This is a genomic window from Coleofasciculus sp. E1-EBD-02 (assembly GCF_040218245.1).
Lineage (GTDB): Bacteria > Cyanobacteriota > Cyanobacteriia > Cyanobacteriales > Coleofasciculaceae > Coleofasciculus.
In genome coordinates this window covers 38896-51362 of the sequence record NZ_JAVJQN010000196.1, presented here as the reverse complement: position 1 = coordinate 51362, position 12467 = coordinate 38896, and the positions used below count along the sequence as shown (strand labels likewise).

Annotated in this window: 13 protein-coding genes; 10 read left to right on the top strand and 3 right to left on the bottom strand. The window is 46.4% G+C overall.

Annotated features, from left to right (window positions below; genetic code table 11):
- The 7 genes from RIC07_RS30575 to RIC07_RS30545 all read left to right on the top strand — a co-directional run.
- Positions 1-183 (top strand): helix-turn-helix domain-containing protein (locus RIC07_RS30575; RefSeq protein ID WP_446397802.1); only part of this gene is annotated, 183 nt, incomplete at its 5' end.
- A 305-nt stretch (positions 184-488) separates the two neighbouring features.
- A complete protein-coding gene (locus RIC07_RS30570) occupies positions 489-830 on the top strand; it encodes an element excision factor XisI family protein (RefSeq protein ID WP_446397801.1) in 342 nt (113 codons plus the stop codon).
- A gap of 206 nt (positions 831-1036) precedes the next feature.
- Positions 1037-1282, top strand: coding sequence for a helix-turn-helix domain-containing protein (locus tag RIC07_RS30565; RefSeq protein ID WP_446335905.1), 246 nt, complete (start codon positions 1037-1039; stop codon positions 1280-1282).
- 107 nt (positions 1283-1389) lie between these two features.
- Positions 1390-1605: a hypothetical protein gene (locus RIC07_RS30560; RefSeq protein ID WP_446397804.1), complete on the top strand. Its 216-nt coding sequence runs from the start codon at positions 1390-1392 to the stop codon at positions 1603-1605.
- Positions 1596-1970, top strand: coding sequence for a type II toxin-antitoxin system VapC family toxin (locus RIC07_RS30555; RefSeq protein ID WP_446397800.1), 375 nt, complete (start codon positions 1596-1598; stop codon positions 1968-1970). Before RIC07_RS30560 ends, RIC07_RS30555 begins: the two co-directional genes overlap by 10 nt.
- Positions 1971-2186: 216 nt before the next feature.
- A complete protein-coding gene (gene der / locus RIC07_RS30550; protein WP_446397799.1) occupies positions 2187-3572 on the top strand; it encodes a ribosome biogenesis GTPase Der in 1386 nt (461 codons plus the stop codon).
- Positions 3573-3765: 193 nt separating this feature from the next.
- Positions 3766-4770, top strand: coding sequence for an energy-coupling factor transporter transmembrane component T family protein (locus RIC07_RS30545; protein ID WP_446397798.1), 1005 nt, complete (start codon positions 3766-3768; stop codon positions 4768-4770).
- A 145-nt stretch (positions 4771-4915) separates the two neighbouring features.
- On the opposite strand, the gene RIC07_RS30540 is transcribed toward RIC07_RS30545, so the two are convergent.
- Positions 4916-5674, bottom strand: a complete 759-nt coding sequence (locus RIC07_RS30540) for a hypothetical protein (protein WP_446397797.1) — start codon at positions 5672-5674, stop codon at positions 4916-4918.
- Positions 5675-5948: 274 nt separating this feature from the next.
- On the opposite strand from RIC07_RS30540, the gene RIC07_RS30535 reads away from it, so the two are divergent.
- The gene (locus RIC07_RS30535; protein ID WP_446397796.1) at positions 5949-7358 is read left to right on the top strand and encodes a DUF3370 domain-containing protein; all 1410 of its coding nucleotides are present in this window, start codon (positions 5949-5951) and stop codon (positions 7356-7358) included.
- Positions 7359-7579: 221 nt separating this feature from the next.
- On the opposite strand, the gene RIC07_RS30530 is transcribed toward RIC07_RS30535, so the two are convergent.
- Positions 7580-7789, bottom strand: a complete 210-nt coding sequence (locus tag RIC07_RS30530) for a hypothetical protein (RefSeq protein ID WP_446377572.1) — start codon at positions 7787-7789, stop codon at positions 7580-7582.
- Positions 7790-8273: 484 nt separating this feature from the next.
- Here RIC07_RS30530 and RIC07_RS30525 point away from each other — a divergent pair, with 484 nt between their 5' ends.
- Both RIC07_RS30525 and RIC07_RS30520 read left to right on the top strand, forming a co-directional pair.
- The gene (locus RIC07_RS30525) at positions 8274-9704 is read left to right on the top strand and encodes a protein kinase domain-containing protein (RefSeq protein WP_446397795.1); all 1431 of its coding nucleotides are present in this window, start codon (positions 8274-8276) and stop codon (positions 9702-9704) included.
- 196 nt (positions 9705-9900) lie between these two features.
- Positions 9901-11289, top strand: coding sequence for a protein kinase domain-containing protein (locus RIC07_RS30520; protein ID WP_446397794.1), 1389 nt, complete (start codon positions 9901-9903; stop codon positions 11287-11289).
- A 261-nt stretch (positions 11290-11550) separates the two neighbouring features.
- Here RIC07_RS30520 and RIC07_RS30515 read toward each other — a convergent pair whose 3' ends face one another.
- Complete coding sequence (locus RIC07_RS30515; RefSeq protein WP_446377578.1) at positions 11551-12168, bottom strand: CP12 domain-containing protein; 618 nt, start codon at positions 12166-12168, stop codon at positions 11551-11553.
- Positions 12169-12467: the final 299 nt, after the last annotated feature.

Here is a 12467-nt window from a genome sequence, read left to right as displayed (position 1 = left end):
CTAGCCGTAACTTTGAAGGTTGATCGTTCAGTTGTATTTCACTGGTTTCACGAAAATCGAGATCCCTCAGCCGAAACCGTGGTGCAGATTGCTGAGGCACTTCATAGCCTCAATCCTGATGCAGCAGCAGAATTTATCCGATTGTACGTGGGTGATTTCCTCAAGAGTGATCAGGAAGACTGAAGGGAAGTTATGTCCAGATTGTAGAGACGTTGCATGCAACGTCTCTACAATGTTTTGGCTTTGGAGCTACGATAGAAACTGAGTGGCATTGACGCAGAATTTAATTTTATTGTAGACAACCAGATTAAGTAACCTGAACCTATATCAGGGCACGATACTATCGTGCCCCTACCCCATCTTAAGGATAATTGATTGGGTAGGGGTACGGCATTGCCGTACCCTATGATGGCTCGTGAGGCTCTGACACGATTAAGAGTATGGGAAGAATTAATTATTTACGATCCTGTTGAAGAGGTGATCAGGGAATGGAAAAATTAGAAAACTATCGCTCATTAGTCCGCCAGCTATTAAAAAATCATACGACTGAAGATGCAAATCGCTCAGATTCAGAAATAGAGTGTCAACTCATTTTTGACACAGAAAATGACCACTATCAGCTTCTAGATATCGGTTGGGAGGGACTAAAAAGAGTCTACAACTGTTTCATTCATATAGATATTAAAAATGGCAAAATTTGGATTCAGCGAAATATGACCGAAGCTGATTTGGCACAAGATTTAGTAGAAATGGGGATACCCAAAGAGGATATTATTCTCGGTTTACATCCCAGTTATAAACGTCCTTACACAGGCTACGGTGTCGCTTAGTGCGATCGCCTTCCTTATCCCTCAGTTTGCCAAACGCTGTCTGTGATTGGCAGAACAGACCGCTGGCATTAGGTAGAAAGTACGCTTGCATTTGAGTTCACCTGGTTGAATTTAATGTGGTCTTAGTAGACTACATTAAATCTAGCAGACTGTGGTCGCATAAGACAACATTTACTTGCTCACCATCCTCTGACACGATTAGAGGCATGGGAAAAGCGGGACAAGCTCTCAGGCAAACATTAGACACATACGGCATCAGTCAAAACAAGCTAGCCGTAACTTTGGGAGTTGATCGTTCGATGATTTTCAAGTGGTATCACGAGAAAAGAGATCCCACTGCTGAAACCGTGGTGCAGATTGCTGAGGCACTTCATAGCCTCAATCCTGATGCAGCAGCAGAATTTATCCGATTGTACGTGGGTGATTTCCTCAAGAGTGATCAGGAAGGTTGAACGGAAGTTATGTCCAGATTGTAGAGACGTTGCATGCAACGTCTCTACAATGTTTTGGCTTTGGAGCTACGATAGAAAAGTTAGACGTTGTTATGAAGCAGACTATTATGCTCAGTTTTAATAAAAAAATTGTGACTGATGAAGCGATGCGTCCTGTTGCGGTGTTGATTGATTATCAGGACTGGCAGAAAATTGAGCAACTATTAGAAGCTTATCAATTACAACAAAAACAAGAATTTAATTTAAACCAGTATGCAGGTGTGATTCAATTAACTCAAGATCCTTTGGAGTATCAGCAGCAAATGAGGCATGAGTGGCATTGACGCAGAATTTAATTGTATTGGATACGAATGTAGTTTTGTACTTCTTAGGGGGGCGTTTAACTAACCCGTTACCGTCAGGACAGTATTTTGTGTCAGTGATTACTGAAATTGAATTGTTATCCTATCCCAGTCTCAGTTCAGATGAAGAAGTACAGATTCGGGATTTCTTAGCCAAGCTTACAGTGGTGGAACTTGAGAGTAGTATTAAGGATTTAGCAATTACATTTCGGAAACAATACAAACTGAGACTTCCTGATGCAATAATTGCTGCAACTGCACAAGTTTTAAATGCAACATTGTTTACTAATGATGTAAGATTAACTAATTTGACAGAAATTAACACTCAGTCAGTGCAGATTTTGTAATTGAGAGCGATCGCACTCCCAAAAGCGTTCGATTAACGCAGCACCTGCACTTCTGGCGGTTTGAGCAGAAGGGGAGGCGATAGGATGAGAACGTCAAACTTCAAACGTCTTTTCTAATCCCATGACAAATGATAGAGTAATCAGCCACTCCCTCTCACCTCGCTACAATAGAAGACTGGAGCATAACGCTTCATATCTGTAAGGGGGATAAAGACGATGGGTTTGCCAATAGTTGCTGTAATCGGACGCCCGAATGTGGGCAAATCAACGCTTGTCAATCGGTTAGCCGGGGTGATGGATGCGATTGTCCATGATCAACCGGGAGTTACCCGCGATCGCACGTATCGACCCGCGTTCTGGCAAGACCGAGATTACTCGATTGTAGACACCGGGGGGTTGGTTTTTGATGATGATACCGAATTTCTGCCCCTGATTCGAGAACAGGCAATGGCAGCCCTCAGCGAAGCCAGCGCCGCTATATTAGTCGTCGATGGTCAAGCGGGTCTCACGGCGGCTGATCAGGCGATCGCAGATTGGCTACGCCAGCACCCTGTCCCGGTTGTCCTGGCTGTAAACAAGTGCGAATCCCCCCAACAAGGACTAATCCAAGCGGCTGAGTTTTGGGAACTCGGTTTAGGTGAACCCTTTCCTGTCTCTGGGATTCACGGTGCAGGAACCGGGGAACTCCTGGATCAACTGATTACCCATTTGCCCACGGTGGGAATACTCCCAGACACCTCAGAAATTAACGTGGCAATTGTCGGACGTCCGAATGTGGGTAAATCTAGTCTATTAAATGCCCTGACCGGAGAAAAACGTGCGATCGTCAGTTCCGTTTCTGGTACTACTCGCGATGCCATTGATATGATTGTCGAACGCCCCGGAAACCCAGAAACTGAGAGTGAATCTCAACTCTATCGTCTTATTGATACCGCAGGCATTCGCAGGAAGAAAAATGTCGAATATGGACCGGAATTTTTTGGCATTAATCGCGCCTTCAAAGCTATTCGCCGTGCTGATGTGGTTCTCTTCGTGGTTGATGCCCTAGATGGTGTTACCGAACAAGACCAAAAACTTGCTGGACGAATTGCTGAAGACGGACGGGCGGCGGTTATCTTGGTAAACAAATGGGATGCGATTGAAAAAGATACCTATACGATCTATGAATACGAAAAACTGCTGAAAAATCGCCTCTATTTTGTTGAATGGGCACCGATGATTTTTGTCAGCGCTTTAACCGGAAAACGAGTAGACAAAATTCTCGATTTAGTCGATACTGTTGCCGCAGAACACCAGCGCCGCGTCAGTACGTCTGTGATTAATGAAGTGCTTGCAGAAGCCATTAACTGGCATTCCCCGCCCACCAACCGCCAAGGACGCCAAGGCAAAATTTACTACGGCACCCAGGTTAAAACTAAACCCCCAACGATTGCCCTGTTTGTCAATGATCCGAAACGATTTAATGAAAACTATCGCCGCTATATTGAGCGTCAATTTCGCCAACAACTGGGTTTTACAGGGACACCATTGCGTCTATTATGGCGTGGGAAGAAAGTCCGCGATGTTGAAAGCAGCAATGCTAATCGAGCCGTTCGGGTTTAATTTGTCATTTGTCCTTGGTCTTATGTCCTTTGTCAATGGTCAAAACAATAGTGAGATGGGATACATTGATTCTTGACAACCTTCGAGGGCATATTTTTGCCTATTCCCCATTCCCTTTTGCCGAATGACGTAGCTTGCTTCTCGCTTGCGCGAGTATGACGAATGACAAATGACGAATGACGAATGACAAACCATGGACTTACTGCGATCGCTCCCGTTAGGGCTATACCTGGAACAACCTGTAACTTGGCTCCATTACCTGGATTCTCGGGTAAAACTTATCTGGTTAATGAGCTTTTTGGCAGTACCTTTATTAGCCAATCCCTATTGCCGTTTGGCAGTTGTTGTGGTACTCATTTTGCTCACTCTGTCAGCCCGTATTCCGTTACGGGTTTGGCGTCAGCAAATGGGTTGGCTGCTGATGCTAGCGGTATTTGTCTTTATTCTCACCGCGATCGCACCCGATGGATTGGCGGTTGATCATCAGTCTCGGCTTCCTGAGGCGGACATTCTCATGGTTGAGTCTGCTGAAACCTCAGCACAGGAATCGCCTCAACCTAGACCCTGGTATAATCCCTTTGGCATCGGACGGGAATCAGTTCCAGAGGCTTCTGAAAGTGAAACCGTTATCCTGACCAATTTACCCCAACCGACGGACTACAGATATATTCTCCTAGAAGCGGGTCCAGTAACAATTACCCGTCGCTCATTGGATCTAGCGGTTCGGGTCAGTACCGTAATTTTCACACTAATTTATAGTACCAATCTTTACTTGCTCACCACCGCCCCCGAAGAAATTACCGCCGGGTTAGAAAGTCTAATGCTTCCCTTACGGCGTCTGAATATTCCAGTGACAGAAATTGCTCTGACATTAACCTTATCCTTGCGTTTTATTCCCTTAGTTTTGGAGGAAGTGCAAAATTTAGTCCGTTCGATTCGGACTCGGGCGATTAACTGGAAAAAGCTAGGGGTTCGCCGCAGCGCTCAAGTTTGGATTATGGTGACTGAACGGTTATTAGAAAACCTACTCATGCGAGCCGATCAAATTGCCAAAGCCATGACAGTGCGTGGTTTTACCAGTCCCAATCAGCATCGAGTCCAATGGCATCAACTGCGTTTACACTGGGGAGACTGGATCGCGATCGCGACTTTAGCTCCGTTTTGGGTAGCGCGGCTGATTTGGGGAGGAATGGGGTGATGGAGATACGGTAAAAAGAATGATAACTGAAATCACATATTTGTAGGGGCGGGTTTAGCCACTCAATCTGCTTATTACTGATAACGGAACAACAAAACCCGCCCTTCCTTACAATCAAAAAGAGGTTGTTGAGTCGCTCGATTCTCTATTCATCCGTGGAATTCTGACAACGAGAATTGTGTGGATAAGACTCACAGAATTCATCTAAATCTGTTGAATAAGTCTCGGAATCCTCGACTGTTGTTTCTTGAGTTTCCGGTTCCTCTTCAGCAGGAATTTCCGCGAAAATTCCCGTTAATCGTTCCAAATTGCTTCTTAACGTCAGTCCCAATTCCCGTTCGGTTACTAAGGTCAAAACCTGTGTCGTTGCAGGATCAGATTCTCCGGTGAAACCTACCTCAATTTGGGCAATCTTATCCGGTTTGGTGAAAACGGCACCCAGAACGCCAAACAGCAAGGTATTACCAATAATCCGACCCACGTTAGCTTTTTTGCCTTCTTGATAGGTTAGGGTATCAACATTACTTGCCGCAACAGTAATTTCCTGGGTTGGTCTTTCATCATCCAAAACCGCGAGACGATCGCCTTGTTCAATATAAGCGGTGATGATTCCATCAGTGAGGGAGATTTTGCATTTACCGGATAGATCCGTTTCACCAGAGGTTAAAGCGCACAGTCCCTCATGACCCGAACGCTGTTTGAGCGAGACGGGGGGTTCGTAGCCTTCACAGCGCGAATTTAAGGGGAATTTCGTGCATAAGGTGTAAAGGTCAACTTCCGGGTTAGCTTGTGCGGGACGTGAGGCGGCGAGGATAAAACTGGTTAGGGAGGTAGTCGCTAGGACTGTGGTTGTGGTTCCGGTGAGAATCAGACGATTCAGTTTATGGTAGATGTTGAAAGTCATCGTTCATATCCAAATTATGTCATCGCTGGAAAGTATATCTCGGTAGTGTCAGCTTATGCAGTTTGAATTCCCTGTTCCCTGTTCCCTGTTCCCTAACAAATGACCAATGACCAATAACCAATAACAAGCGGTAGGATGATAAATCTACAGTTCTTAGTATCGGTCTATACTTAATCACTCTGCCCTTGTTGCCAGTTTATTGCTGATGACGGGAGTGAAACGCTGAAACTGAGAACTGTTGTTGTGTGTGTGAGGTTGGAAAACCCCTTCGTTCATGCTGCTTTTATTCGCCAATTTCTCGCTGGCTCAAGTTGTTATCCCTGTCCCCCCGACAACCCCAACTCCTCCTCCCGCCCAGGAATTGGTGGTGCAACCTCAACAAATACGACCGTTACCAGGACAACTGGATCAGATACCTGTCTTTAATAGCAATAGTCCCGAAGTGATCCAAACCGAGGGGATTTTACTGTCAACCTTCCCCCCTTACGGAAAAGCGAGTCCTGGCGCTCATTTAAATTTCCCGCTTTCTGGACGCTTTGATATCTTTGCTCATCATATCGCCCGCTCCAATACGCCAGAGGAATGGCGACCCATGTACCAAGGGGTTCTGGTTCACAATGCGGGGAGTCAACCTGTAACCTTAGATATTTTGCAAGCGGTAAGTTATGTGACCAATCCGGATGCTCCGTTTATCAACTTACCGCCCTATATGGATAATCCCTTTGGTTTGGTCTATTCGGGTCCCGGTTCACGGGTAGCCACCGATATCCTGCGTGGTGTGCATCAATCCTCGTTTCCCTCTCAAATTGTGATTCCGCCGCGACAGAGCGAAATGGTATTCAATTTACCCATTGCGTTAGGCAATTCCCGGTCTACGTTGATGCGTCTGCGAACCAATCGACCTGTTTATATGGCAAGTTTAGCCATGTATGCACCCCTGAATTCCGATCGCAAAGTGAATCGAGAATCTTCGGGGGCGTCTGCACTTCCCTATCGTCCACCTACTCTCGACGAATGGCGGTATTTATTATTTAAAGGCAATTTAGCCGGACCACGCGATCGCATCCCGACACCACCCAACCAGACGGACGGTAAAATTGTCTATGGTCGGGTCGCAGGTGTGGCGGTCGGTTCTCAATGGCGTACTGAGGTCGTTGATCGTCCGGGTGCATCGAATCTGAGTATTCCTCAACCGGGTCAAGCGTTTTCCTATCCCTTAAGTACAGTACCGTTTATCACCTTAGGGACTGATCAAGTGCAGAGTGCGCCTCTAAAAGTCCGTTATCCGGATACCGCTCATCGCGCCCATGGCAATTATGGAGTGCAGTATCACCTTACTTTGCCTTTAGTTAACCGGACAGATGCTTCACAAACCGTAACCTTGGCGATTCAAACCCCGCTGAAACCCGACGAAGAAGAAGAAACTGACAGACTGCACTTTTTGAATCCTCCCGATGCCCAAGTCTTCTTTCGGGGTACGGTACAACTGCGCTACACCGATGATCGGGGATTAGCCCGCACCCGTTCGGTTCATCTGGTACAACATCGGGGTCAAGCTGGGGAGCCATTGCTGACGCTAAAAATGCCTCCAGGCGATCGCCGTTTTGTCGAGGTAGATTTTATCTATCCCGCAGATGCAACCCCACCCCAGGTGTTAACAATTCGGACTCTGCGATCGCCTTAAGAAGGCAGGGGAAGCAATGTAGAGACGTAGCATGCTACGTCTGGGAGCAGGGGAAGTTGTAGGGGCGGGTTTTACCATTAACATTGGGTTGTCACCCTGATGTCACTAAACCCGCCCGGATAGAGTGCAATAATTCTTCGATAAATAGCAAATAACGTAGCTTCCTTCTCGATCGCGCGAGTATGACAAATAACAATCTAAATTATTCCCACCTCCTTAATTTAGCCATCTGGGAACTGCCAACAGGGAATCCGTTCAATATCGTGGCTACCGCAGTGATTACAGGCACTATTTAACGATGAGTCTACCCATTCATCACCGCAATGGCGACAATGACAAAAAATATTGTTTTGATTAGCGATTTCGATTTTCTGACGCCATTGGTTCAACAGAGTATTATCTTGTTCGTTTTCGTTGCCAATTTCTGACATAGTATTTCTAAAATAAATGTAATTTTATCTTCCCCTACTTCCCCTGCTCCCTCTGCTTCCCCTGCTCCCTCTGCTCCCCCTGCTCCCCCTGCTCCCCCTACTTCCCCTGCTCCCTCTACTTCCCCTGCTCCCTCTGCTTCCCCTGCTCCCCCTGCTCCCCCGGCTCCCTCTGCTTCCTCTGCTTCCCCTACTTCCCCTGCTTCCTCTGCTTCCTCTGCTTCCCCTGCTCCCCCTGCTCCCTCTGCTTCCCCTGCTCCCTCTGCTTCCCCTGCTCCCCCTGCTCCCCCTGCTTCCCCTGCTCCCTCTGCTTCCCCTGCTCCCTCTACTTCCCCTGCTCCCTCTGCTCCCCCTGCTCCCCCTGCTCCCCCTGCTCCCCCTGCTTCATCGTATCTACGAAGCTGCTTAAGTATTTTTGCCGTGCTGCACTAGGGCAAACCTCCCCGAAGAGGACGATACAATTGTTAGTGCCAATGCTTTCAGAACAATGGAAATTTACTGCACTCGTCCCACCTGTTCTCGCCCCCAAAACTTTTTTGCCGATCTCGATGACAAGGCGACACTGCAAACGGCACAACAGAAGTATTGTACAGCTTGTGGGATGCCCCTGATTTTAGTGGGTCGCTATCTTCCTACCAAGTTACTGGGTCAGGGCGGGTTTGGTACCGCATTTCTAGCCCGCGATCGCTATACGCCAACGATGCGTGATTGTGTTGTGAAGCAGTTCCAGCCGTCTGGTGATTTAAGCCCCCAACAACTTGCCATTGCCCAAGGTTTATTTGAACGGGAAGCGGAGGTATTAGAACAACTCGGTAATGATCATCCCCAAATTCCCAATCTTTATGCCTTTTTCCCCTTAAGTGTTAGTAACCTACATCAATCGGGTAAAGAAGACCAGTTTTTCTACTTAGTCCAGGAATTTATTGATGGACAAGACTTGGAGGAGGAACTGCAAACCAAAGGGACATTCTCTGAAGCTGAAGTCCTAGAAGTGTTACGGGCAATGCTGAAGGTACTCCAGTTCGTCCATGATAATGGTTCAATCCATCGGGATATTAAGCCCTCTAATATCATGCGTCACCAGAATGGACGCTTGTACCTGTTGGATTTTGGTGCGGTTAAACAAGTCACCAAAGGCGCAGCAGGAACCCCCTCTGGCAAATCCACGGGAATTTATTCGATGGGATTTGCGCCACCCGAACAGATGTCAGGGGCGCAAGTTTACCCGTCAACGGATTTGTATGCGTTAGCGGTAACGTTGATTATGTTGCTGACGGGGAAAGAGCCAGAAGAGTTATATGATTCTTACAATAACTCCTGGAACTGGAGACCCTATACCCAGGTTAGTGATACGCTAGCAGAGGTCTTAAACCGTATGCTTCTACCAACCCCAAATAAACGCTTTCAATCGGCTCAAGAGGTGATGGACGCTCTGAAACCGCGTCGAACTCCCCCTGCACCACCACCTCCACCTCCCCCTACTCCCAAGCCCCAACCAGCCGTTCAACAACAACCTGTGGTTCAACCGCAACCTGTGGTTCAGCAACAACCCGCGATTCAGCGACCAAAATCCCGTTTTACCCTATCAGAAACGTTAATCAGCGCAGGGTTTACTGGCTTTGAAGGGGCGTTACTGTTTATTGCTCTGAAAAGTTTTTTGGGTATCTCTGGGATTAGTGTAGGATTAGTGGGAATGATTGTCGGGGGTTTAATTTATACACAATACCGCCGGATTATTGAAGGCAAAGACTTGCTAATTTTAGCTGGAATAACGCTGGTTCTATTGTTCATACCAGCATTACGGGTTGGGTTATCAATCCCTGGCGTCATCTTAACTGGAGCGTTTGTCGCTGCTGGTGCGATCGCCATCACTGCTCTATTTCGCTTGATTTACTTATTATTGTCTCGTTTCCTGTAAAGCCAAGGATGATAAAAGGCGCGATCGCGACTCAAAACCAGGTTCCCTTAAAGGAAGTGAAGGGTTCCGTTGAATCAGGGCGGGTTTTGCTTTTCAGTTATTGGTGAAAAGCTGACCTGAGTTACTAAACCCGCCCCTACAATTGATTTATAACTTATATATAACTGATAACTTATGACTTCTTTGGATATGAACAATGGAAATCCACTGCACTCGCCCCCATTGCCCTCGTCCCCAAAACTTCTTTGCTGAACTGGATCAGAAAGCCACGCTGCAAACAGCACAGCAGAGATATTGTACAGCTTGTGGAATACCACTTATTTTGGGGGGTCGTTATATTCCAACCCAGTTGCTAAATCAGGGGGGGTTTGGCACAACGTTTTTGGCACGCGATCGCCACACCCCATTGATGCGCTATTGTGTCGTCAAACAGTTTCAGCCTTCTGATCAATTAAGTCCCTCCCAACTCGCTAAAGCGCAAGAGTTATTTGAGCAAGAGGCAGAGGTTTTAGAAAAACTGGGTAATACTCATCCTCAAATTCCTAATCTCTATGCCTTTTTTCCCTTAAGTGTTGCCAAGTTATCCCAACCTGATACTCAAGATAAATTCTTTTATTTGGTACAGGAATTTATTGATGGGCAAGATTTAGAAGAAGAACTGCAAACCAAAGGAACATTCTCTGAACCTGAAGTTATAGCAATTCTCAGAGAAATGCTAGAAGTTCTCAAATTTGTCCATGAGAATGGTTCAATCCATCGGGATATTAAACCCTCCAATATTATGCGTCACCGGAATGGACGGTTGTACCTGTTGGATTTTGGTGCAGTTAAGCAGGTCAGCAAAACGGCAGGGGAAAGATCGTCTATATCCTCAACGGGTATTTATTCTCCTGGATATGCTCCACCTGAACAGATGAGAGGGGGAGAGGTTAAACCTTCCTCTGACTTGTATGCCTTAGCTGTGACAATAGTTGTTTTGTTGACAGGTAAAGATCTCAAAGATCTGCGCGATTCCCATACTAATTGTTGGCATTGGAAACAGTATATTCAAGTTAGCGATACTCTAGCAGATGTATTAGATAAGCTGCTCTTAGAAGCGCCAGTTCAGCGTTTTCAATCGGCTCAAGAGGTGATAGATTTTATGGACTCAACACCATTATCACCTCCGACTCAATCCTCACAACAACCCCATTCCCCAATTCCGCCGATTCCGCCGATTCCGCCAATTCCGCCGATTCCACCTCGTTCACTATCAGAAATTTTTGCGAAAGCGGCATTTGTCGGATTTGAAGGTGGATTACTGTTCATTGTTATAAACAGTTTACTGGGTATTTCAGGTATAAGTGTGGGAGTATTGGGTATGGTTGTTGGCGGTTTAGTTTATACACAATACAATCACCGGATTAAAAACAAAAATTTGCTAATTATTAGCGGAATTACTTTTGCTGTCTTGCTCATCCCTCTACTAGGGAGCGGCTGGTCTATCCTAGAAGTGGTCATTACTGGAGGGATTGCTGCTGCGAGTGCGATCGCGATAACGGCTCTATTTCGCTTGATGTATTTGCTATTGTCTCGTTTGCTGTAAAGATAAGGGTGATAAAAGGCGCGATCGCGACTCAAAACCAGGTTTCCTTCAACGAAGAAAGCTACCGACCTACTTATAAGGGCGGGTTTTGTTGAACATTTATGGGTGGATATCTGAATTGAGTCCCTAAACCCGCCCCTACAATTGACTGATGACTTATTCTAAAAAAGCCACCACCTAATTAAAGATTATGGTGGTGGAGGATATCACGAGCGGATTTTCTCTTGTCTTCCGGGTAGCCCAGTAAAATCTGAAGTCAGATTAACTGTCATAAATTCGAGATTCCAGGGCTTCGGGATACTCTTGACAATATTCCTCAAATGCTGTTTGAGGCAGCTTTTCTGCCCGTTGGTGTGCAGCTTCCGCTTGCAGTTCTTCCACAATATCCCAGGCGGCGGCACATTCTTTAGAGGTTGGTCCTTTTTGGGCGCAGACAGCCCGTGCTTCTTCTACCGCTTTGCGGATTTCGTCTTCAAGAAGTACGCTCTTGGGTTTATCGAGAAAGTCTCCTTTAGCCAGAATATCGGTAATAGAGATAATACCCAGGAGTTTGTCCTTGATCACTGGAGCGCGGCGAATGCCTGTATTGGCAAACAATCGCGCTACGTACTCTACACCGAGGTCAGGATTGACCACGATGCAGGGCTTATTCATAATTTCATAAACCCGGACTTTTTTGGGATCTTTGCCATAGGCAATCACTTTATAAACAATATCCGTTTCCGTGACGATGCCATAAGCATCTTGGTCATGGCGGCGATCTACAATTAAAGCCCGTAGACCCATATCGTTCATCAAATCCACAGCATCAGCTACGGTGGCTGAACCGCGAATGGTGACCACATCGGTGGTCATGATGTCTTGAGCCTTCATCATCATGTCAGTTTCTCCTGGACGTTGATCTGCCTTTATGATGCGACAGGGAAGTCGATCAGTCCTCAGACAATGCTTACGTTGGAAGCTGATTCTTCCAAGCCCCGAACTCTGAGAGATTAGGGTCATTGACCTGTAGGGACTTCTATCGTGGAGCATTTTTGATTAAGGTTGTCTCTTGTTGCTCTACCTGGAGAGTCCCACGGACTTTACCGTCATTTTAACGCGATTTAAGTATTATTGCTTATCTAGGGACTCGACTCATGCCCTATAAGATTTGATGGGTGAGACTATAGGGGGATCTC